Annotated in this window: 23 protein-coding genes; 12 read left to right on the top strand and 11 right to left on the bottom strand. The window is 68.8% G+C overall.

What is annotated here, in order from left to right; genetic code table 11:
* Positions 1-32 precede the first annotated feature (32 nt).
* From FHU39_RS11495 to FHU39_RS11475, 5 genes are all read left to right on the top strand, one after another.
* On the top strand, positions 33-1,019 hold the full coding sequence (locus FHU39_RS11495) for a carbohydrate kinase family protein (protein WP_183320459.1): 987 nt from the start codon (positions 33-35) through the stop codon (positions 1,017-1,019).
* Between the two features lie 15 nt (positions 1,020-1,034).
* Entirely contained in the window at positions 1,035-1,718 is a 684-nt protein-coding gene (gene aat, locus FHU39_RS11490; protein ID WP_183320458.1) for a leucyl/phenylalanyl-tRNA--protein transferase, read from the top strand.
* 147 nt (positions 1,719-1,865) lie between these two features.
* The gene (gene ctaC, locus FHU39_RS11485) at positions 1,866-2,819 is read left to right on the top strand and encodes an aa3-type cytochrome oxidase subunit II (protein WP_183320457.1); all 954 of its coding nucleotides are present in this window, start codon (positions 1,866-1,868) and stop codon (positions 2,817-2,819) included.
* Positions 2,819-4,582, top strand: coding sequence for an aa3-type cytochrome oxidase subunit I (gene ctaD / locus FHU39_RS11480; RefSeq protein ID WP_183320456.1), 1,764 nt, complete (start codon positions 2,819-2,821; stop codon positions 4,580-4,582). Before ctaC ends, ctaD begins: the two co-directional genes overlap by 1 nt.
* A gap of 9 nt (positions 4,583-4,591) precedes the next feature.
* Positions 4,592-4,993, top strand: coding sequence for a cytochrome c oxidase subunit 4 (locus FHU39_RS11475; RefSeq protein WP_183320454.1), 402 nt, complete (start codon positions 4,592-4,594; stop codon positions 4,991-4,993).
* A gap of 5 nt (positions 4,994-4,998) precedes the next feature.
* Here the strand turns inward: FHU39_RS11475 and FHU39_RS11470 are convergent, their stop codons facing one another.
* Entirely contained in the window at positions 4,999-5,835 is an 837-nt protein-coding gene (locus tag FHU39_RS11470; protein ID WP_221185239.1) for an alpha/beta fold hydrolase, read from the bottom strand.
* Positions 5,836-5,871: 36 nt separating this feature from the next.
* On the opposite strand from FHU39_RS11470, the gene FHU39_RS11465 reads away from it, so the two are divergent.
* Positions 5,872-6,426 (top strand): helix-turn-helix transcriptional regulator, encoded by a 555-nt coding sequence (locus FHU39_RS11465; protein ID WP_183320453.1) that lies wholly within the window; start codon positions 5,872-5,874, stop codon positions 6,424-6,426.
* Positions 6,427-6,435: 9 nt separating this feature from the next.
* Here FHU39_RS11465 and FHU39_RS11460 read toward each other — a convergent pair whose 3' ends face one another.
* The 7 genes from FHU39_RS11460 to ctaE all read right to left on the bottom strand — a co-directional run bounded on the left by FHU39_RS11460 (position 6,436) and on the right by ctaE (position 13,333).
* Positions 6,436-6,795, bottom strand: coding sequence for a metallopeptidase family protein (locus tag FHU39_RS11460; protein WP_183320452.1), 360 nt, complete (start codon positions 6,793-6,795; stop codon positions 6,436-6,438).
* A 56-nt stretch (positions 6,796-6,851) separates the two neighbouring features.
* On the bottom strand, positions 6,852-7,745 hold the full coding sequence (locus FHU39_RS11455; RefSeq protein ID WP_183320451.1) for an EamA family transporter: 894 nt from the start codon (positions 7,743-7,745) through the stop codon (positions 6,852-6,854).
* Between the two features lie 35 nt (positions 7,746-7,780).
* Positions 7,781-8,692 carry an IS982 family transposase gene (locus tag FHU39_RS11450; protein ID WP_183320450.1) on the bottom strand — a complete coding sequence of 304 codons (912 nt, stop codon included), beginning with the start codon at positions 8,690-8,692 and terminating at the stop codon, positions 7,781-7,783.
* A gap of 211 nt (positions 8,693-8,903) precedes the next feature.
* Positions 8,904-10,691: a cytochrome bc1 complex cytochrome b subunit gene (gene qcrB, locus FHU39_RS11445; RefSeq protein WP_183320449.1), complete on the bottom strand. Its 1,788-nt coding sequence runs from the start codon at positions 10,689-10,691 to the stop codon at positions 8,904-8,906.
* Positions 10,691-11,836 carry a cytochrome bc1 complex Rieske iron-sulfur subunit gene (qcrA, locus tag FHU39_RS11440; RefSeq protein ID WP_183320448.1) on the bottom strand — a complete coding sequence of 382 codons (1,146 nt, stop codon included), beginning with the start codon at positions 11,834-11,836 and terminating at the stop codon, positions 10,691-10,693. Before qcrA ends, qcrB begins: the two co-directional genes overlap by 1 nt.
* Complete coding sequence (gene qcrC / locus FHU39_RS11435) at positions 11,836-12,615, bottom strand: cytochrome bc1 complex diheme cytochrome c subunit (RefSeq protein WP_183320447.1); 780 nt, start codon at positions 12,613-12,615, stop codon at positions 11,836-11,838. Before qcrC ends, qcrA begins: the two co-directional genes overlap by 1 nt.
* A gap of 55 nt (positions 12,616-12,670) precedes the next feature.
* A complete protein-coding gene (ctaE, locus tag FHU39_RS11430; RefSeq protein WP_183320446.1) occupies positions 12,671-13,333 on the bottom strand; it encodes an aa3-type cytochrome oxidase subunit III in 663 nt (220 codons plus the stop codon).
* A gap of 192 nt (positions 13,334-13,525) precedes the next feature.
* Between ctaE and FHU39_RS11425 the strand changes: the two genes are divergently transcribed.
* Together FHU39_RS11425 and trpD are read left to right on the top strand one after the other, a co-directional pair.
* On the top strand, positions 13,526-13,966 hold the full coding sequence (locus FHU39_RS11425) for a response regulator transcription factor (protein WP_183320445.1): 441 nt from the start codon (positions 13,526-13,528) through the stop codon (positions 13,964-13,966).
* Positions 13,967-13,977: 11 nt separating this feature from the next.
* Positions 13,978-15,054 carry an anthranilate phosphoribosyltransferase gene (trpD, locus tag FHU39_RS11420; RefSeq protein WP_183320444.1) on the top strand — a complete coding sequence of 359 codons (1,077 nt, stop codon included), beginning with the start codon at positions 13,978-13,980 and terminating at the stop codon, positions 15,052-15,054.
* A 7-nt stretch (positions 15,055-15,061) separates the two neighbouring features.
* On the opposite strand, the gene FHU39_RS11415 is transcribed toward trpD, so the two are convergent.
* The 3 genes from FHU39_RS11415 to FHU39_RS11405 all read right to left on the bottom strand — a co-directional run bounded on the left by FHU39_RS11415 (position 15,062) and on the right by FHU39_RS11405 (position 17,900).
* Positions 15,062-15,343 carry an Lrp/AsnC family transcriptional regulator gene (locus FHU39_RS11415; RefSeq protein ID WP_183320443.1) on the bottom strand — a complete coding sequence of 94 codons (282 nt, stop codon included), beginning with the start codon at positions 15,341-15,343 and terminating at the stop codon, positions 15,062-15,064.
* Positions 15,344-15,405: 62 nt separating this feature from the next.
* Complete coding sequence (locus FHU39_RS11410; protein ID WP_183320442.1) at positions 15,406-17,187, bottom strand: DEDD exonuclease domain-containing protein; 1,782 nt, start codon at positions 17,185-17,187, stop codon at positions 15,406-15,408.
* 116 nt (positions 17,188-17,303) lie between these two features.
* Positions 17,304-17,900 (bottom strand): LysE/ArgO family amino acid transporter, encoded by a 597-nt coding sequence (locus tag FHU39_RS11405; RefSeq protein ID WP_183320441.1) that lies wholly within the window; start codon positions 17,898-17,900, stop codon positions 17,304-17,306.
* A 73-nt stretch (positions 17,901-17,973) separates the two neighbouring features.
* Between FHU39_RS11405 and FHU39_RS11400 the strand changes: the two genes are divergently transcribed.
* The 4 genes from FHU39_RS11400 (at position 17,974) to FHU39_RS11385 (ending at position 20,437) form a co-directional block, all read left to right on the top strand.
* Positions 17,974-18,840, top strand: a complete 867-nt coding sequence (locus FHU39_RS11400) for a LysR family transcriptional regulator ArgP (protein ID WP_183320440.1) — start codon at positions 17,974-17,976, stop codon at positions 18,838-18,840.
* A 113-nt stretch (positions 18,841-18,953) separates the two neighbouring features.
* Positions 18,954-19,118, top strand: coding sequence for a hypothetical protein (locus FHU39_RS11395; protein WP_246336214.1), 165 nt, complete (start codon positions 18,954-18,956; stop codon positions 19,116-19,118).
* Positions 19,115-19,984: a hypothetical protein gene (locus tag FHU39_RS11390; protein WP_183320438.1), complete on the top strand. Its 870-nt coding sequence runs from the start codon at positions 19,115-19,117 to the stop codon at positions 19,982-19,984. The genes FHU39_RS11395 and FHU39_RS11390 overlap by 4 nt, the downstream gene beginning before the upstream one ends.
* Positions 19,985-19,993: 9 nt before the next feature.
* Complete coding sequence (locus FHU39_RS11385) at positions 19,994-20,437, top strand: SRPBCC family protein (protein WP_183320437.1); 444 nt, start codon at positions 19,994-19,996, stop codon at positions 20,435-20,437.

Here is a 20,437-nt window from a genome sequence, read left to right as displayed (position 1 = left end):
CGCACACCGTCAGCGCTGGATAGGTTGACGTCATGAAGATCGCCGTGACCGGATCCATAGCCACCGATCATCTGATGACGTTCCAGGGGCGGTTCGCCGACTCCCTCGTCGTCGACCAGCTGGACAAGATCTCCCTGTCGTTCCTCGCCGACGACCTGCAGATCCGGCGCGGGGGAGTGGCGGCCAACATCTGCTTCGGGATGGCGAACCTCGGCCTGCACCCGATCCTGGTCGACGCGGTCGGCGAGGACTTCGCCGACTACCGGTCCTGGCTGGAACGCCACGGCGTCGACTGCGAGTCGGTCTACGTCTCCGAGACCCGGCACACGGCCCGCTTCGTGTGCACCACCGACGAGGACATGGCGCAGATCGCGACCTTCTACGCGGGTGCGATGAGCGAGGCACGCGAGATCGAGCTCGAACCCGTGGCACAGCGGGTCGGCGGACTCGACCTGGTCATGGTGGGTCCCTCCGACCCCGAGGGGATGCGCCGGCACACCGTCGAGTGCCGCCAGCGCGGCATACCCTTCATCGCCGACCCGAGCCAGCAGCTGGCGTTCGCCGACGGCCCGTTCATCCGCGAACTGATCAGCGGCGCCCAGTACCTGTTCACCAACGAGTACGAAGCGCACATGACCGAGCAGAAGACCGGCTGGAGCGCCGAGGAGATCCTGCAGGAGGTCGGCACCCGGGTCATCACCAGGGGCAAGGAGGGTGCGCAGATCCTGCGGCACGGCGAGGACCCGATCGAGGTGCCGGTCGCGGGGGAGGTCGCCCGCGTCGATCCCACCGGCGTCGGCGACGCGTTCCGGGCCGGCTTCCTCGCCGGGCTGACCTGGGAGCTGGACCTGCGCACCTGCGCCGAGATCGGCTCGATGCTCGCGACCTACGTGCTGGAAACGGTCGGCACCCAGGAGTACGTGCTGCGCCAGCACGACTTCCTCACCCGCCTCGGGCAGGCATACGGCGAGCAGACGGTCGCCGCGGTCCAGCCGCACCTCGCCTGCCGGCGGGACTGACCGGGTCCCGCCGCCGTGCCCGTCGAACCACCGCCCAGCAGATGGAACCTCGACGAGCAGCGCCAGGACGACGTCGCGCAGGACCTGATCGCGGTGGGCGCGGACCTGGAGCCCGGCACCCTGCTGGCGGCATACCGCTCCGGAATGTTCCCGATGGGGATCGGCGATGACGGACGCCGGCCGATCGGCTGGTGGTCGCCGGTCCGCCGCGGGGTGTTCCTGCGCGGCGACTTCCACGTGGCGCGCTCGCTGCGGCGCTCCCGGCACCGCTACCGGGTGACGACCGACGAGGCCTTCGAGCAGGTGGTCGACGCCTGCGCGGACCCGTCGCGGACCGGGCGGTGGATCACCCCGGACATCAAGGCCGCCTACCGGCAGCTGCATCGCCTCGGCTGGGCCCACTCGGTGGAGGCGTGGGACACCGACGGAGCCCTCGCCGGCGGGCTGTACGGCGTGTGCACCGGCGGGCTCTTCGCGGCCGAGTCGATGTTCCACCGCGCGACCGACGCCGGAAAGGTCGCGGTCTGGGCGTTGACCCGGCTGGTGTTCGCCGACGACGACGACCGGCGCCTCATCGACGTGCAGTGGCAGACCGATCACCTGGCCACGCTCGGGGTCCGGGAGATCCCGCGCAGCGACTATTTACGACGCGTTGTAGGAGCCCGTGAGCTGCCGCTGCCGGAGGTCTGGCGGGACTGATTCGGCCGGTGACCTGCGCCGTCCTGCGGCTTTTGCGGGTGGTCCGGGCACGATTACGCCGAGATGCGCGTTGGGACAGTCGAATTGAGACTCCTTCTATGCCTGCCCTGACGACGGGTTCCAATGTGGCTGGGATAGGGTTTACCCGTGCCCGGATCTGACAACCACCCCGTGGAATCCGCGCCCCGCTCCCAGGCGACTGGGCGGCGGCGGCGCAGCAAGGTCGCCTTCGGAGGCCTCATCGCGGTCAGCTCATTGCTGCTGACCGGCTGCACCCCCGTCGAGAAGCGCGGCTACCTGCCCAAGGGCGTCACCAGCCTGAGCCACGAAATCACCGATTTCTGGGTGTCGGCGTGGGTCTGGGCGCTCGCCGTGGGTGTCATCACCTGGGGCATGATGATCTACTGCTGGATCCGTTTCCGGCGCAAGAAGACCGACGTCGGTCTGCCGCCGCAGGTGGCCTACCACGTGCCGATCGAGATCCTGTTCACCGTCGTGCCGATCTTCATGGTGGCCGTCTTCTTCGGCAAGACCGTGCAGATGGAAAACAAGATGCTCGACACGAGCGGGACGCCGGACGTCATGGTCAACGTCGTCGCCAAGCAGTGGTCCTGGGACTTCAACTACGTCAACTCGGATGTCTACGAGGCGGGCCAGCAGGCCGACATGTCCGCACCGGACCCGGAGACGACCATCCCGACCCTCTATCTGCCGGTCAACAAGCGGGTCGAGTTCGTCCTCACCTCGCGGGACGTCATCCACTCCTTCTGGGTGATCCAGTTCCTGCAGAAGATGGACGTCATCCCCGGCAAGGTCAACAAGTTCGACGTGACTCCGACCGAGATCGGCACCTACCAGGGCAAGTGCGCCGAGCTGTGCGGTGCCTACCACTCGCAGATGTTGTTCAACGTCAAGGTGGTCAGCGAGGCCGACTACCAGAAGAAGATGAACCAGTTGAAGGCGCGGGGCAACGTCGGATTCCTGTCCAACGCGCTGAACAGGGACGGATCGATCCTGGAGGCCCAGGACGCGACGAAGTTCCAACAGTGGCTCCCCAAGGGAGTCAAGGGCTCTGACATCGTCGTCGAAGGAGCGAAGTAATGGCTAGCATCGTCACGCCACGCGTCGGGGACACCGGCGACACCGGCGACGCGCGCGCAGCCGCTCGGGTCCGCACGCGCCATCCCGGGCGGACCTTCGTCAAGTGGATCACCGCCACCGACCACAAGGTCATCGGCAACCTCTACTTCATCACCTCGTTCGCGTTCTTCCTGGTCGGTGGTGTGCTCGCGCTGCTGATCCGTGCCGAGCTGGTCGCGCCGGGCCTGCAGATCGTGGACAACCCGGAGCAGTTCAACCAGCTGTTCACCATGCACGGCACGATCATGCTGTTGCTGTTCGCGACACCGTTGTTCGCCGGTTTCGCCAATGCGATCATGCCGCTGCAGATCGGCTCGCCCGATGTGGCGTTCCCGCGGCTGAACATGTTCGCCTACTGGCTCTACCTGTTCGGCGGCCTGATCGCCAGCGCCGGGTTCCTGACCCCGCAGGGCGCGGCCTCGTTCGGCTGGTTCGCCTACGCCCCGCTGTCCAACGCGACCTACAGCCCCGGTCTCGGCGGCAACCTGTGGGTGTTCGGTCTGGCGCTCGCCGGTTTCGGCACCATCCTCGGCTCGGTCAACTTCATCACCACGATCGTGTGCATGCGCGCACCCGGCATGACGATGTTCCGGATGCCGATCTTCACCTGGGGCATCCTGATCACCTCGATCCTGGTGCTGGTGGTCTTCCCGGTGCTCGCGGCCGCGCTGTTCGGCCTGGGCCTGGACCGCATCATGGGTGCGCACGTCTTCGACCCGCAGACCGCCGGTGCGATGCTCTGGGAGCACATGTTCTGGTTCTTCGGGCACCCGGAGGTCTACATCATCGCGTTGCCGTTCTTCGGCATCATCTCCGAGGTCATCCCGGTCTTCTCCCGCAAGCCGGTGTTCGGGTACAAGACACTGGTGTTCGCCACCATCTCGATCGCCGCGCTGTCGGTGAGCGTGTGGGCGCACCACATGTACGCCACCGGACAGGTGCTGCTGCCGTTCTTCGCGATCATGACGATGCTGATCGCGGTCCCGACGGGTGTGAAGTTCGTCAACTGGGTCGGCACGATGTATGGCGGATCCATCACCTTCGAGACACCCATGCTCTGGGCGATCGGCTTCCTGGTCACCTTCCTGTTCGGTGGTCTGACCGGCGTCATCCTGGCCAGCCCCGCCCTGGACTTCAACCTGACCGACTCCTACTTCGTGGTGGCGCACTTCCACTACGTGGTGTTCGGCACCGTGGTGTTCGCGATGTTCGCGGGCTGGTACTTCTGGTGGCCCAAGCTGACCGGCCGGATGATGGACGAGAGGCTCGGCAAGCTGCACTTCTGGCTGCTGTTCATCGGCTTCCACACCACGTTCCTGATCCAGCACTGGCTGGGTGTGAAGGGCATGCCCCGTCGTTACGCGGACTACCTGCCGTCGGACGACTTCCAGTGGATGAACGACATCTCCTCGGTCGGCGCGCTGATCCTGGGCATCTCGATGCTGCCGTTCCTCTACAACGTCTGGAAGACCTGGCGCACTGCGCCGATGGTCGAGGTCGACGACCCGTGGGGTTACGGCGCGTCGCTGGAGTGGGCGACCTCCTGCCCGCCGCCGCGGCACAACTTCGACTCCATCCCGCGGATCCGCTCGGAGCGTCCCGCGTTCGACCTGCACCACCCGCAGGCAGCCAAGTGGTCGGTCAAACCGGCCGACGAGACCCTGGCGCAGCTGTCCGGCGCCGGTGCTGCGCGATCGACCGACACTGCCGGAAAGGGCGAGTGAGGCCCCAGCATGAAGATCGAATACAAGATGTTCGCCATCATCGGCGTCTTCTTCGCCTTCGCCGGGACGCTCTACGGCGTCTGGAGCAAGTGGGAGGAGCCGGTCGGCTCCGTCGGTCTCTACCTGTCCGCGGCGTTGTGTGCGCTGATCGGCGGCTTCCTGTGGTGGACCGGTCGCAAGATCGACCTGCGCCCGGACGACGACCCGTTCGGGGAGCAGGAGGACGTCGAGGGTGACTACGGCTTCTTCAGCCCGCACTCCTGGTGGCCGCTGTTCCTCGGCGCAGCGCTGGCCATCGTGGCCCTCGGTCTCGCGGTCGGCTGGTGGCTGGTGATGCTTGCCGTGCCGTTCGTCGCGCTCGCCTCGATCGGCTGGGTCTTCGAGTACTTCCACGGAGAGCACTCCATCTAGTCACCTCACGCCGGGCGCCGCGCGGTCGCGAAGTCTCCCTCGATCCACCGGAGCACGGTGCGCAGCAACGCGGTCGGGACGTAAGTGCTGTTCCGGTATGACGTGAGCATCTCGACGCCGTGACCGTCGGGCGCGGGCACGAAACGGTGCGTTCCCGGACTGGCCAGCACCGCCGCGCGTAACGCCGCCGGATCGCTGTCGGGATCGCCCTTGGACGCGGCACCCAGCAGCGGCACGCGCAGCGTGTGCGCCGCTCGCGCGGAGCCCAGGACACCGTCCCACTCCATCGGGCCGGACAGGTCCACCACGGCGTCGGGACGGACCGTGCCGGCCGTCCCCAGGGCGACCGAGCCGCCCATGGACGCGCCGACGACGGTCACCCGCCGGGCTCCGTGGGCGCGGGCCCAGTCCACTGCCGCACCCACCTGCTGTGCGGGCGGCGGCGCCTGGGTGGGGCACACCGCGGCGCCGTAGCCGCACAGGTCGAACGCGATGACCCGCACCCCGTGGGACGCCATCATGCCGGCGACCGGGAACCAGCCGCACGCACCGTCGCCGTCGGTCTGGTGCAACAGCACGGCCACGTCCTTCCCGGTGCCGATCGCGGCGGCCGGCAGCTTCGCCCCGCCGACCCGGAGCGTGAACGAACGTGGTGCCACGCCGGCGTCGACCCCGCACCGGGCGACGCCGACGGCCGTCGGCGCCGGGCTCGGCGCGTCCGGCGGGTGCGTGGAGGTGCCTGCCACCGACGCTGGTCGCGACGTGTTCGCGGACTCCGACGCCGTCGAGCACGCTCCGAGCACCAGCGCGGATCCCAAAGCCAGGTATGTCAAAACCTTCATATGTCGAGTTTGACATGAATTGGCTAGGGTTGTCGGGTGGTTTCCGTGCTGGGGTATGCGTTGCTCGGTCTGCTCGCCCGTGCGCCGTCGACCGGGTACGACCTCACCCGGGTGCTGGATCGCGACCTGTCGTACTTCTGGTCGGCGCGGCACAGCCAGATCTACCCGGAGCTGGCGCGGCTGGAGCGCGGCGACCACGTGCGGCACACGGTGATCAGCGGTGCCGGCCCACGACCCACCAAACGCTACGAGATCACCGCGCGAGGCCGGGACGCGCTCACCGCGTGGCTCGTCGGCGAACCGGAGGAGAGCATCGAGCGGAATCCCACCATGCTGCGCATCTCGTCGCTCTGGCTGATCGACCGGGCGGCGGCGCGCCAGTTGCTGGACGGGGTGCGGCGCCGCAGCACCGACCGGCTCAGCCTCTACCGGCGCTTCGCGGCCGAGTTCGACGCCGAGCCGGGGTCGGCCGACCCCTCGCAGCCGGCCTTCGCGACCAGGGCGACCCTCGAGGCGGGCATCCGCAGCCAGGAGGCCCGGTTGGCCTGGTGCGACTGGTTGCAGGAGCGGCTGGAGGGCTCCGGGAGGTGAGCTCGCCGGCTAGCCCCAGCCCAGCTCGTGCAGCCGCTCGTCGCTGATGCCGAAGTGGTGGCCGATCTCGTGCAGGACGGTCACCCGGATCTGCTGCAGGAGCTCCTCCCGGGAACGGCAGTAGCGGGTGAGCGGGCCACGGAAGATGTAGATGTGGTCCGGCAGGTTGCCCAGCCCGTACCCGGAGTCGCGCGCGGTGAGCGGCACGCCGACGTACAACCCGAGCAGACCCGGTGCACTGCCCGGCGCCGGCTCGTCCTCGACGGTGATGGCAACGTTGTCCAGTCGGTCGAGCAGCTCCTGCGGGATGGTGTCCAGCGCGTCGCCGACGGCGTCCTCGAACTCCTCGCGGCTCATGGCGATGGGCATCTGCCGGGCTCCGTTCGTCGGGTGGGGTTCCAGGCTAGGCCGCAGCAGGTCGGTGGTCAGCCGACGGGTGCCGGTGCGGGTGCCGCCACCTTGGCGGTGCGGGTCGCCAGCACCGAGCCCGCGATGATCAGCGGGAACGCGACGGCCATCGCCGCCGTGAACGGCTCGTGCAGCAGCAGCATGCCGGCCACGACGGCCACGGCCGGGTTGACGTAGGTGAACACCATGGCGCGGCTCGGGCCCACCTCGGCGATCAGCCCGAAGAACGCGACGAAGGCGGTCGCCGTGCACACGATCGCGAGCGCACCGAGCGAGGCCCACGCGGCCGCGCTCGGCTGCCGGTGCGGCCAGGTGGCGATCGCCCAGGGCAGGTAGACGACGCCGGCGATCGTCAGCGACGCGGCCGACAGGGTCAGACCGGGCACGGTGGTCAGGTGCCGGGCCGCCAGCCGGGGGGCGAGCGCGTAGCCGACCACGACCAGTGCCATCTCACCCATCGCGAGCCAGTCGCCGCCGCGCAGGGCGGGCGCCGCCAGGGCGAACACCCCGAGCAGGCCGAGCAGCAGCCCGGCCCAGCGGACGGCCCCCAGGCGTTCGCGATCGCCGATGGCCCGCCCGACGAAGATGCCGACGATCGGGACGCCCGCGATGAGCAGCCCGGCCAGGCCGCTGTCGATCCGCTGCTCGGCCGAGGACAGCAGGAACCAGGGTCCGATCATCTCCGCGGCCGAGAACGCCACGATCCACCGCCAGTGGGTGCGGATGTCGGACACGGCGCGCGACAGGCCGGTGCGCGCCACCAGGGGGAGCAGGACCAGGGCACCGCCGCCGGTCCGGAGGAACACCAGGAACGGCACGGACACCTCGTCGACGGCCACCTTGATGAACAGGTAGGAGATGCCCCACAGGACGCACATCACCGCGAACAGGAGCCAGCCACGACGCGTCACCGGCCCAGCGTGCCCTAGATGAGTAATTCCCGGGGTCAGTGGTCGTATGCGGTTAGGGAGCGTAGGACTGGTGCGCCGATGCGGTCGTTGTGCCAGATGGCTGCGGTCATGGCCAGGAGGCGTTGCCAGATGCGGACGATGACGCCGCTGGTGGAGCGTGCGCCGTGGTCTTCCAGGTTGAGTTGGCCTTTGAGGGTGTCGAAGATGGACTCGATGACTTGACGTAACGGTTTGAAGAATTGGCTGCCGGGGCGGTCGGGTTCTCCCTTGCGGGCCGGCCTGAGCAGTTCGATCCCGGCCCGGGTCAAGTGGTCTTCGAAGTCGGCGCCGAAGTAGTTCTTGTCCCCGATCACGGTGTTTCCGACCGCCAGGTCGGCCAGGGCAGGGTCTGCCAGGATGCCCTGCAAAGCGTGGCGTTCGTCGGCTTTGGCGCCGGTCAAGGCGAACCCGATCGGCAGGCCATGTACGGTGGCCAGCAGATGCAACCGCAAACCCCAGAAGAACCTGGAATGGCTTGCACAGTAACCGTATTCGGCGAATCCGGCCAGGTCGGACCGTTTGGCGGTCTCCCGGGACCGGCCACATTCCACCGGGGTGGAGTCAACCACCCATACGTCATCAGACCAGATGCTGGTGTCGCGGCCCAGGACGCGGATCAGCCACCCGATGGTGGCGCTCAGCTTGCGCAGCCGCTTGTTGTACCCCGGCTGTAACGGCAGGTAGGGGAACAGGTGCCGCAAGTGTGTGGTGGCGAACCGCAGCCAGCGTGCTTCACTGGTGAAACCCAGCAGTGCTTGCATCACCGACAACGTCACCAGCTCGGCATCCGTCAGGTGCACCGGGAACCCTGTGCGGGGCCGTGCCGGAAGCCGATCGGGCGCGTCTTTGAAGAGATCGTCAACGCGCGCATAGAGTGCGGTTGCGAGGGTGTCCAGATCGGCGTCCACGGCGGACCTCCAGGTTCGGTGTTGGTTTACGCAACGCCGAGTCTGGGCACCCTCCACCCGAAACATCACACGCCACACCGAAAACACCAGCCACAGCCAGGAATTACTCATCTAGCGGCGGCGACCACCGCGCACCGGGTCGTCACGCAACGGCGGAGGCCCACCCGGACCGTGGTCCGGGTGGGCCTCCCTGGCCGATCGGGTGCCCCGATCAGTCCTGCTTGTCGTGCGGTGTCGGGTGACCGTAGGCGTGGGCCGCCCCGATCTCCTCGGCGCCACCGTGCATGTGACCCGACTCCGCCTCGTCCGGGTGCGACTCGATCGCCTCGGCGGCGTGGCCGTCGTGGTGCGCCGCGGCCAGCTCCATCGGGGTGACCGGCTCGACACGGTCCTTGAAGTAGTAGTGCGACAACCGGGCGCGCAGGCGGTCCTTGCGGGCACCCTTGCGACGCACGCCGTGCTCGTCGGTGGCCGGCGGCAGCCCGACGGGCTCGGGGGAGTCGTAGGACACCAGCCGCCAGCGGTCGTAGTCGCCCAGCGCCTCGTGCGCCTCGAAGAACCGGCCCTTGCTGGTGCGCACCAGTCGCCCGCTCTCCCTACCGTGCAGGACCAGGTCGCGGTCGTAGCGCTGCAACGACAGACACAGCCGTTTGACGACCCAGAAGACGATGATCGGTGCCACGATCAGCCCGACCCGGAAGGATTCGGTGATGTCGTTGATCGACAGGTGGAACTTGATCGCGATGATGTCGTTGCCGCAGGCGGCGAACAGGATGCCGTAGAAGGTGATGGCAGCCATGCCGAGACCGGTGCGGGTGGGCCGGTTGCGCGGCCGGTCGAGCAGGTGGTGCTCCTCGTTGTCGCCGGTGACCCACTTCTCGATGAACGGGTAGAGGCCCATGACGGTCCACAGGATCGGGATCATCAGGATGGCGCCGATCATCACGTTGAAGCTCCACGTCTTCCCGAAGAGGTCGAACTCCAGGAAGCCGGGCAACAATCGCAGCGCACCGTCGGCGAAGCCCATGTACCAGTCCGGCTGCGAGCCGGCGGTGATCATGGTGGGTTCGTACGGTCCGTACATCCAGATCGGGTTGATCGAGACCAGACCCGCGATCAGGGCGGTGATGCCGAAGACGATGAAGAAGAAGCCACCCGCCTTGGCCGCGTAGACCGGCATCATCGGGAAGCCGACGACGTTCTTGTTGGTCCGGCCGGGCCCGGGGTACTGCGTGTGCTTGTGGACCATCACCAGGATGATGTGCGCTGTGAACAGGCCGACCAGGATCGCCGGCAGCAACAGCACGTGGATGGTGAAGAACCGGGGAATGATGTCCTGGCCGGGGAACCCGCCGCCGAACAGGATGTAGCTGATGTAGGTGCCCACGATCGGGATGGAGAGGATGAAGCCCTGCATCGCGCGGATACCGGTGCCGGACAGCAGGTCGTCGGGCAGCGAGTAACCGATGAAGCCCTCGACCATGGCCAGCATGGCCAGCAGCAGACCGATGATCCAGTTGATCTCACGCGGCTTGCGGAACGCACCGGTGAAGAACACCCGGAACATGTGCAACGCGATGGAGACCACGAAGATCAGCGCCGACCAGTGGTGGATCTGCCGGATCAGCAGACCGCCCTTGACGTCCATCGAGATCTTCACGGTCGAGGCGAACGCCTCGCTCATGTCCACGCCCTTGAGGGGCACGTAGGAACCGGTGTAGGTCGTCTCGCCCATGCTCGGGACGAACCAGAAGGTGAGGAACGTGCCGCTGATCAGCAGGATGACCAGCGAGTACATCGCGATCTCACCCAGCATGAACGACCAGTGGTCGGGGAAGACCTTCTTCAGCAGGAAGCGGACACCCTTGGCGGCACCGGTCCGCTCGTCGACCCAGTTGGCGATGGCGCCGACCGGGCCGCCGTCGCCGGCCGGTGCGTCGGTCTTGTCGTCGTCGCGCAGCGCGTCCGCGGTGCTGCGGGCCTTGGTCTGCTCGCTCATCAGCCACGCTCCCAGAAGCTCGGGCCGACCGGCTCGTCGAAGCCGTGCGGCGCGTAGAGGTATCCGTCGTCGTCCACTTCGATCTTAAGCTGCGGAAGCGGCCGCTTCGCGGGTCCGAAGATGACCTTGCAGTCCTCGGTCACGTCGAAGGTCGACTGGTGGCACGGGCACAGCAGGTGATGGGTGGTCTGCTCGTAGAGGCCGACCGAGCACCCGACGTGCGTGCAGATCTTGGAGAAGGCGACGACGCCGTCCAAGCCCCAGTCGCGTTCGCGGGCGCTCTTGATCTTGTTCTCCTGCAGCGAGATGAGGATGACGGCCGCCTTGACCTTCTCGTTGCTGGGTTCGGCGGTGTCGTTGATGCCCTCGGGCAGCACGTGGAAGACCGAGCCGAGCGTGACGTCCGACAGCCGGATGGCGGTGCCCTCCGGGTCCCGCATCAGGCGGCGGGGACGGGTGACGACCTTGCCGTTCTTCATCTCGGGTTTGCCGTTGGCGCCCAGCACCGGCACACCGGTGTCCCACATCGTCGTACGCAGGTCGTTGACGTCGTTCTTGAACGGGCCGAGGCCGCCGACCAGCTGCAGGCCGAGCGGGATCGCGAACAGCCCGAGCGCACCGCCCAGCGTGTACTTGATGAGCGGCCGGCGGTTGATCTGCGCCGACTCCGCACCGTCGGTCAGCACCTTGATGGCGCCCGCACGGGCCTCGTCGTCGGAACGCAGCGTGTGGCGCTCCTCGACGACCTCCTCGTCGGACATCAGCGTCTTGGCCCAGTGGACCGCGCCCAGGCCGATGCCGAGCAGCGAGAACGCCAGGGTCACGCCGAGCGCGACGTTGAGCGCGTGCACCTTGCCCAGGATCGGCAGCGTGACGTTGTCGTCCTTGCCGATCATCGCGTAGGCGACGACGAACAGGACGGTCGCGAGCATCGAGATGGTGAACAGCGCGGCGACCTGACGCTCGCTGCGCTTGGCGGCGGCCTCGTCGTGGTCACCCAGGCGGTGCACGTGCGGCGGCAGTCCGGGGTTCTCGAAGCGCTCGGGGAGTGCGTGCTCGCCGTCGCGGGTTGCGACGGCTCGGCCCGACTCGTCGTGGCTCACAGCCGGCTCCTTCGGGATCGAAGCGTCGTTGTCGTCAGTCATCAGGCGGCCTTCTTACCGAGCCAGACCGCGATGAAGATCAGCAGGCCGATGCCGATGGTCCAGGCGAACAGACCCTCGGTCACCGGGCCCAGGTTGCCCATGCTCCAGCCACCCGGGCTGGACTCCGTCTTGACGTTCTGCAGGAAGGAGATGATGTCCTTCTTGTCCTGCGGGGACAGGTTGCTGTTGTTGAACACCGGCATGGACTGCGGGCCGGTCAGCATCGCCTCGTAGATGTGGCGGCCGGAGACGTCCATGAGGTTCGGGGCGAACTTGCCGCGGGTCAGGGCGCCGCCCGAGCCGGCGAAGTTGTGGCACATCGCGCAGTTGACGCGGAACAGCTCGCCGCCCTTGGCGATGTCGCCGCCACCGCTGGTCAGGCTCGAGGACGGGATCGAGGGGCCGGTGCCCAGCGAGGCGACGTATGCCGACAGCTGGGAGACCTCGTCGCCGGTGAACTGCACCTTGCCGCGCTCGGCCTGCACACCCGGGTTGGCCAGCGGCATACGGCCGGTGCCGACCTGGAAGTCGACGGCGGCGGCGCCGACGCCGACCAGGGACGGCGCGTCGTCGGTGCCGGTGGCGTTGACCCCGTGGCAGGACGCGCAGTTGGACAGGAAGAGCTTGTGTCCGGCCGCAATCGTCTGGGTGCTGCTGGTGGCGGCGTCGGCGTCCTTGGGCGCGAACGCTGCGTAGAGGCCGCCGGTGAGGATGAGGCCGAGTAGCAAAACGATCGCTATCGCTGCCGGGTGCCGGCGGCGGGCAACGAGTGAACTCACGGAGCCGTCCTGTCGTCGTTGAAGGGGTGGGTGAGCAACATCGGCGCGGGGCCTGTCACTGGAGGAGGTAGATGGTTGCGAACAGCGCGATCCACACGACGTCGACGAAGTGCCAGTAATAGGACACGACGATCGCGCCGGTGACTTGGTGGTGGGTGAACTTCCGGGCGGTGAAGGTACGGCCGATGATCATCAGGAAGGCCATCAGGCCACCGGTGACGTGCAGGGCGTGGAAGCCGGTCGTCATGTAGAACATCGAGCCGTAGGCGTCGGAGTCCAGGGAGATGCCCTCGCCGAACATGTTGGAGTACTCCAGCACCTGGCCGGAGACGAAGACCGCACCGAAGAGGAACGCCAGGACGTACCACTCGCGCATCCCCCACGTGGTCACCTGCCACAGCTTGCCGTCGCGGTGCGGCTTGCCGGCCTCGGCCTTGAAGACGCCGAACTGGCACCAGATCGAGGAGATGACCAGCACCAGCGTGTTGCCGAAGGCGTAACCGACCTCGAGATGGCTGGTGCGCTCGGTCCACAGCGGCCCGGCGACCGAGCGGATGGTGAAGTACATCGCGAACAATCCCGCGAAGAACATCAGCTCGCTGGCCAGCCACACCATGGTCCCGACTGCCGTCAGGTTTGGCCGACTGACAGGTCCATGACCTGCCGGGATCCGGGAATCGCTCGTATGAGCCGTCGTTGCGGTCGCCACGTTGGCCATTATGGCCCCATCGGCGCGGGCGCGCGCGGGCGACCCCCTGGCGAGTTCCTTTTCGTGACAGCCGAACTGCGAGATCGTGCGAAAGTGGACGACGCGGGCACGGCGGGAGACGGCCCTTTCCGGCCCGCCTCACCCCTTGCAACGCCCGGCTGCCGTCGTTCGTTCCCTCGTGAACCAGTAGCATCCGGGGTTATGACTTCCTCCTCCGCAGTGGTTCCGGCAGGCACGGCGAGCGATGGCGTGCACCAGTTGACCGTCCTGCTCTACAGCGACGACATCGCGACCCGCGACGCCGTCCGGCTGGGGGTCGGTCGCCGGCCCGCGAAGGATGTCGAGATCGTCAGCTGGCGCGAGTGCGCCACGCCCGCCGCGGTGATCGAGGCGGTCGACAAGGAGCGTTACGACCTGCTCATCCTCGACGGTGAGGCGGCCAAGTTCGGCGGCCTCGGGCTGTGCCGTCAGCTGAAGAACGAGGTGTTCGACTGCCCGCCGGTGCTCGTGCTGACCGGTCGCCCCTCGGACGGCTGGCTCGCGGTGTGGTCGCAGTGCGACGCGGCCGTCCCGCACCCGATCGACCCGCTGACGATCGGTTCGGCCATCGCCGACCTGGTGCGTCGCGGCGCCGACGACTGAGGGCACCCGGGATGGCAGACGTCACCTGGCCGCGGCTGCTGAACACGCTGTTGGACGGCCAGCACCTCACCACCGCCGAGGCCGAGTGGGCCATGAACCAGATCATGTCCGGTGAGGCCACCGGCTCCCAGATCGCCGGATTCCTGGTGGCCCTGCGGGCCAAGGGCGAGACCGTCGACGAGTTCCGCGGCCTGGCCGACGAGATGATCCGGCACGCCGTGCCGATCGAGGTGCCCGGGCCGACGCTCGACATCGTGGGCACCGGCGGCGACGGCGCCCACACCGTCAACATCTCCACCATGTCGGCGGTGGTGTGTGCCGGCGCCGGCGTCACCCTGGTCAAGCACGGCAACCGGGCGGCGTCCTCCAAGTCGGGCGCGGCGGACGTGCTCGAGTCGCTCGGCGTGCGGCTGGACCTGACGGCCGAGCAGGTCGCCCGGGTGGCCCAGGAGGCCGGCATCACCTTCTGTTTCGCGCAGACCTTCCACCCGTCGTTCCGTTTCACCGCCCCGACCCGCAGCGAACTCGGCATCCGCACGGCGTTCAACGTGCTCGGTCCGCTGACCAACCCGGCCGGCACGCGGTACGCGTCGATCGGTGCGGCCGACCCGCGAATGCTGCCCCTGATGGCCGGCGTGTTCGCGGAGCGGGGGCGTCACGCCGCCGTCTCGCGCGGGGACGACGGACTGGACGAGGTGACGGTGACCACCACCTCGACCGTGCACTGGGTCAGCGACGGCGAAACGAGCGTCCACACGATCGATCCGACGGCGCACGGTGTCGAGCCGGCGCCGATCGACGCGCTCCGCGGCGGCGACGCGGCATACAACGCGGGCATCGCACGCGAGGTGTTCGGCGGCGCGAGCGGCGCCGTGCGGGACGCCGTGGTGCTCAACTCCGGCCTGGCGCTCGCGGTGGTGTCGGCCGGCGAGCACGACGGCGGCCGGTTCGGTGCTCACGACGACCTGGACGCGGCGCTGGACGCCGGTATGGCGCAGGCGCGTGACGCGATCGACTCCGGGGCGGCCACCGCGGTGATCGAGCGGTGGGCGGCCGCCACCGAGAAGATCCGCAACGCCGCGGGCTGAGGAACCCTCAGTCGTCCAGGCCGATGGCGAAGGCCGCGCCGAGGTCCTGGCTGGAGTAGGTGCGGAACGCGATGTGGGTCTGCGAGTCGCGGACCCCCTCGACCTTGTTGAGGCGGTCGGCGATCACGTCGGCGAAGTCCTCGTGCCGGGCGACCCTCGCGACGGCGATGAGGTCGACGTCGCCGGTGACGCTGTAGACCTCGGCGATGCCGTCGATCTCGGAGATCTCCTGGGCAACCTCCGGGATGCGGTTCACGTCCGCCTTGATCATCACGATCGCAGAAATCATGCGGCCAGCTTACGGGCTGGACGGCGATGGGTGCGCGCTGCTGCCGGTCGCCGGCCGGCGGGTCACATCGCGCGCAGACCGGGGTCGGACCCCACTCGGACGGGTCGGCGCCCGCGCCAGGTGGTCGACTCCTCGAAGCCGGGAACGTCGGAACGGTCGAACGTGGCGTCGAGCGCGGCCTGGGCGCCGACGGCCCCGCCGACCGGGCAGACCCACACCCCGTCGATGTCGACGACGCGCACGCCCGGTTGCTCGAGCCACCGCAGGATCTTCTCGGTCTCCTCGGGTGTCGCGGCCGGGACGGGCGCGTCGGGGCGTGCCACGTGCTCGGCGCTGTCCCGCAGTGCCGCGAGGTAGGTCCGGGTGTCCGCGCGGGGCGGGCAGACCGTCGCGCCCGCGAACCGGCCGTACCGGACACAGGTGAACTCCCAGCCCCCGGCGGGTGTCGGTGCCGCCGCGACGATCTCCGGGCTGGCCGCGAGCGGCGCCATCCGTTGGGCGCGGGCCGCGGCACGCACGAGGGACAGCATGCGGTCGCGCACGACGGCGGCGTCCTCGAACCGCTCGTCGGTCGCGAGCCGGTCGAGACGCTCGGCCAGGGCTTCGAGCACCTCGTGGCAGTCGCCGCGGAGCGCGTCGGCGACCCGCTGCGCGACGGTGGCGTAGTCGTCGGGGGACTGGCGGCCCTCGCACGGTGCGCCGCAGCGGCCCATCTCGGCCAGCGCGCAGGCGGTGCCGGTGCCCTTGGTCGACAGTCGTTTGGTGCACTGGCGCAGCGGCACGACCTCGTGCACGGCCGCGACCGCCTGCTCGGCGATGGCACGGGAGCCGAACGGCCCGGCGTAGGTGGCGCCGTCGTCCATGACCCGGCGCACGATCGACAGTCGCGGGAACGGCTCGGCGGTGAGCTTCACCCACAGGGCACGCTCCGGGTGACGGGAGCGGCGGTTGTAGCGCGGCTTGTGCTGCGCGATCAGCCGCAGCTCACGCACCTGCGCCTCCAGTGTCGTGCGGCAGACGATCGGGGTCACCGACGTGGCGAGGCCGACCATCTCGGCCATCCGGGTGCGGTGCTCGCTCGCCGTGAAGTAGTTGCGCACGCGCCGCTTGATGTCGATCGACGTGCCGACGTAGAGCGGCTCGCCGCGCTCGTCCTTGAACACGTAGACACCCGGCGCCGACGGCAGGTTGTCGGCGAGGAAGCGCTTGCGTCGCTGCCCGGGTGTCACCCGGGAGGTGTAGGAGCGCAACTCCTCCACGGTGTGCACCCCGAGGTTGCCGACCCGCTCGATCAGCCCGTGCAGCACGTCGACCGTCGCCTGCGCGTCGTGCAGGGCCCGGTGATCGGGGGTGACGCGGGTGCTGAACACCCGGGCCAGCGAGGACAGCTTGTGGTTGGGTGCTTCGTCGCGCGTCACCAGCTGTCGCGCCAGGTGAACGGTGTCGAGCACGGCGTTGCCCGGCCACGGCAACTGCAACCGCTCGCAGTTGACCTTCAGGAAGGTGATGTCGAAGCGGGCGTTGTGCGCGACGAGCACGGCGTCGCCGATGAACTCCAGGAACGCCGGCAGGGCCGACCCGATGTGCGGCGCGGACGCGACCATCGGGTCGGTGATGCCGGTCAGCACGGAGATGAACGCCGGGATGGGCTCACCCGGGTTGACCAGGGTCTGGAACTCGCCCAGCACTTCGCCACCGCGCACCTTCACGGCGCCGATCTCGGTGATCTGGCACTCGGTGGCGCTGCCCCCGGTGGTCTCCAGGTCGAGCACGACGAACGTCACCTCGGCAAGGGGTGTGCCGAGGTCGTCGAAGGTCGACTGGATCGGGGCCGGCGTCGTCATGACGGCCTCATCCTGCGTCGGATGCCGTCATCGACCTGAGCCCGCTGTCGCTTGCTGCGCTCGCTCATACCGACGAACGTAGGTGCGGGGTATGACAATCCGGCCGCGGCGCGCCGTCAGCCGACGACCAGCAGTACCGCGACGGTGAGCATGGTGCAGCCGATCAGCACGTCCAGCACCCGCCAGGTCGAGGTTCGGCTCATCAGCGGAGCGGCCAGGCGGGCGCCGTACCCGATGGTCGTGAACCAGGTGATGCTGGCCAGGCAGGCGCCGAGCGCGAACCACCAACGACCGGACACCCCTTGCTGGTTGGCGACGTTGCCGAGCATCAGCACGGTGTCGAGGTAGACGTGCGGGTTGAGGAAGGTGATCGCCAGCGCGGCTGCGATCACCGAGCCGCGGGTGGCGACCTTCTCGGACGTCAGGGTGCGTGCGTGCCGGGCGGCGAGGAATGAGCGGACCGCGAACCACAGCAGGTATGCCGCGCCACCCCAGCGGCACAGGTCCAGCACCGTCGGATGGCTGCGGATGACCGCGCCGACACCCGCGACACCGGCGTTGATGAGCAGGACGTCCCCGGCGATGCAGACCAGCACGACGGCGCCGATGTGCTGCAGGGTGAGGCCCTGCCGGAGCACGAAGGCGTTCTGGGCGCCGATCGCGGTGATCAGGGAGAGGCCGGTGAACAGGCCTGTGAGCAGTGCGGGGAGCATGATGCGCTCCACGCTACGGGTCGCACCCCGTTCAGACCAACGAAAGATTTTGAAGGACCATTAGCATTTCTTCATGCAGGACGATCAGTTGCAGACCCTTGTCGCGGTGGCCGACGAGGGCACGTTCGAGGCGGCCGCCCGGCGGCTGCGCATCACGCCCTCCGCGGTGAGCCAGCGGATCCGGGCGCTGGAGCGGGCGGCGGGTGCCGTTGTGGTGCAACGGAGTTCACCGGTGCGTCCGACTGCTGCCGGCGAGATCCTGCTGCGGCTGGGCAGGCAGCGAGCGGTGCTGGAGAACGAGGCCATGGACCAGCTCGGGCTGCGCGACGGGGGTGTGGAGGAGCTGACCGTCGCGATCAACGCCGACTCGCTCGCGACCTGGTTCAGCGCGGTGCTGGCGGAGGTCGCGTCGTGGCCGGACGTTGCGCTGCGGCTGCGTGTCGAGGACCAGGCGCACAGCAGCACCCTGCTGCGATCCGGTGCGGTGGTCGCCGCGGTGACCGCGGATCCCGTTGCGGTGCAGGGGTGTTCGGTGACGCCACTGGTGCGGATGCGGTACCTGCCGGTGTGCACGCCGGAGCTGCGTGAGCGGCATCGCCACGGACGCGGCGTCGACCTGGCGGCGATGCCGTCGGTGCGGTTCAACGACCGTGACGACCTGCAGGTCGCGTTGCTGCGGGCCCGCGGGATCGACCGATCCGCGGTGGTGCACGAGGTGCCGTCGTCGGAGTCGTTCGTCGCCGCGGTCGCCACGGGGCTCGGGTGGGGGATGGTTCCGGTGGCGCAGGCCCGTCAACTGCTCGACAGCGGAGCGCTCGTGCCGGTGCTGCGCGATCACCTCGACGTGCAGTTGTACTGGCAGGCGTGGCGGCTGCGCACGGAGCGGCTCGACCGGCTGACGCGGGCCGTCTCGGAAGCGAGCGCGGGGAGGCTGTCATAGGTGCGCCCTAGCGTGAATCGCGAAGGTCGAGCAGCGGCCACGGACGAAGAGGTGATGACATGCGGATCGACTGCGAAACGTGCCCAGCACGCGACAGGCACTGTGCCGAGTGCATGGTGACCGCCCTGCTGCAGCTCGCGCCGCTGGAGCAGCGCCTGGACGACGACGAGCGGCGCGCGGTCGACGTCCTCGCATCGGCCGGCCTGATCACGGCGCAGGAGGCGGTCTCGGCGACCGCGCGGATCGAGCCCTGGGAACCATTACGGTCGACCGGGTGAGAGCAGCGCTGCGGCCACCCGTCAGCCGCCGCACCGCGTGCTGCGCGGGTATGGCGGCAGTGGCGGCGCTGCTCGGCGCGTGTTCGTCGCTCCGTGCTCCGGCGACGTCCGGCTCCGGTTCGGATGCCGGTTCCGGCTCGGCCTGGGCAGGCGCCCGGGTGGTGCGCGACGGCCGGCTCGTGGTGCGGGGGACCGTCGGCACCGACCGGTTGCGCACCGTCGCGGCCGAGACCCGGGCCGCGATCGCGCGGGTCCGGGAGGTCTGGGGGACCTCTGTGTTGTCCGGCCGCGTGGTGATCGAGGTGCCGCGGGACCGGGCCGAGTTCCGGGCCCGCGGTGGATCGGCCGAGGGCGGCGCACAGATCGCCGCGACGACCACACCCGACGACCGGGTGGTGCTTGCGCCCGCCGTGTTCAGCGCGGTCACCGCGCAGGGACGGGTCGTGGTCCTCACCCACGAATTGACCCACCTCGCCCTGCACCAGGCGACGCTCACCGGGGTCGCGCGCTGGATCATCGAAGGCTCCGCCGAGTACACCGCCTACCACGCGAGCAGGCTGGGTCTGGCGCAGCTGGCACCCGAGGTCGCCACCGCGGTCCGGGCGGGCCGGGCACCGACCGGGCCGCCGGCCGACTCCGACTTCACCGCGCGACCGGCGGCGGCCTACCAGGAGGCGTTCGTCTGGTGCCGCTTCCTGGCCCACCGTTTCGGGCAGGCCCGGTTCGTCGCGTTCGTGCGGGCGGCCGATGCCAGGGCACCGGCCGCCTTCGCCACCACCTTCGGTGTCGGTCCGGGCGCGCTGCGGGCGGCATACACGCAGTTTCTGCGCACGCGGCTCGGCTCGGCGGGTACGGACGGCAGGTAGGCTCCCCCCATGGCTGACAGCACCAAGTCCTCCGTCACGATCAAAGCTGCGCCCGCCGAGGTGCTCGACGTGATCGCCGACTTCGACGGCTATCCGGAGTGGACCGGGCAGATCAGGAAGGCCGAGGTCCTCACCGAGGACGAACAGGGCTGGCCCGACCAGGTCCAGATGACGCTCGACGCCGGGGTCATCAAGGACACCTACACGCTGGCCTACACGTGGGACGTCGACGAGGACGGCACCGGCGTGGTGTCGTGGCAACTGGTGAAGTCCAGCATCCTGAAGGCGCTGGACGGTGTCTACCGGCTCAGCAGCGACGGCAAGGGCACCGAGGTCGTCTACGAGCTGAGTGTCGACCTGAGCATCCCGGTGATCGGGATGATCCGGCGCAAGGCCGAGAAGACGATCATCGACACCGCGCTGAAGGGTCTGAAGAAGCGCGTCGAGAGCTGA

It is taken from the genome of Flexivirga oryzae, assembly GCF_014190805.1.
GTDB classification, from domain to species: Bacteria; Actinomycetota; Actinomycetes; order Actinomycetales; family Dermatophilaceae; genus Flexivirga; species Flexivirga oryzae.
The sequence above is the reverse complement of the archived record's forward strand: the minus strand, read 5'-3'. Positions and strand labels throughout refer to the sequence as shown.

Excerpts from the sequence above, each read along its gene's own strand:
- FHU39_RS11425 (WP_183320445.1), top strand. The coding sequence starts at position 13,526 with ATGACTTCCTCCTCCGCAGTGGTTCCGGCAGGCACGGCGAGCGATGGC.
- trpD (WP_183320444.1), top strand. The coding sequence starts at position 13,978 with ATGGCAGACGTCACCTGGCCGCGGCTGCTGAACACGCTGTTGGACGGC.
- FHU39_RS11475 (WP_183320454.1), top strand. The coding sequence starts at position 4,592 with ATGAAGATCGAATACAAGATGTTCGCCATCATCGGCGTCTTCTTCGCC.
- FHU39_RS11415 (WP_183320443.1), bottom strand. The coding sequence starts at position 15,343 with ATGATTTCTGCGATCGTGATGATCAAGGCGGACGTGAACCGCATCCCG.
- FHU39_RS11470 (WP_221185239.1), bottom strand. The coding sequence starts at position 5,835 with ATGAAGGTTTTGACATACCTGGCTTTGGGATCCGCGCTGGTGCTCGGA.
- ctaD (WP_183320456.1), top strand. The coding sequence starts at position 2,819 with ATGGCTAGCATCGTCACGCCACGCGTCGGGGACACCGGCGACACCGGC.
- FHU39_RS11410 (WP_183320442.1), bottom strand. The coding sequence starts at position 17,187 with ATGACGACGCCGGCCCCGATCCAGTCGACCTTCGACGACCTCGGCACA.
- FHU39_RS11395 (WP_246336214.1), top strand. The coding sequence starts at position 18,954 with ATGGTGACCGCCCTGCTGCAGCTCGCGCCGCTGGAGCAGCGCCTGGAC.
- FHU39_RS11400 (WP_183320440.1), top strand. The coding sequence starts at position 17,974 with ATGCAGGACGATCAGTTGCAGACCCTTGTCGCGGTGGCCGACGAGGGC.
- ctaE (WP_183320446.1), bottom strand. The coding sequence starts at position 13,333 with ATGGCCAACGTGGCGACCGCAACGACGGCTCATACGAGCGATTCCCGG.
- qcrA (WP_183320448.1), bottom strand. The coding sequence starts at position 11,836 with ATGACTGACGACAACGACGCTTCGATCCCGAAGGAGCCGGCTGTGAGC.
- FHU39_RS11460 (WP_183320452.1), bottom strand. The coding sequence starts at position 6,795 with ATGCCCATCGCCATGAGCCGCGAGGAGTTCGAGGACGCCGTCGGCGAC.
- FHU39_RS11385 (WP_183320437.1), top strand. The coding sequence starts at position 19,994 with ATGGCTGACAGCACCAAGTCCTCCGTCACGATCAAAGCTGCGCCCGCC.
- qcrB (WP_183320449.1), bottom strand. The coding sequence starts at position 10,691 with ATGAGCGAGCAGACCAAGGCCCGCAGCACCGCGGACGCGCTGCGCGAC.
- FHU39_RS11495 (WP_183320459.1), top strand. The coding sequence starts at position 33 with ATGAAGATCGCCGTGACCGGATCCATAGCCACCGATCATCTGATGACG.
- FHU39_RS11405 (WP_183320441.1), bottom strand. The coding sequence starts at position 17,900 with ATGCTCCCCGCACTGCTCACAGGCCTGTTCACCGGCCTCTCCCTGATC.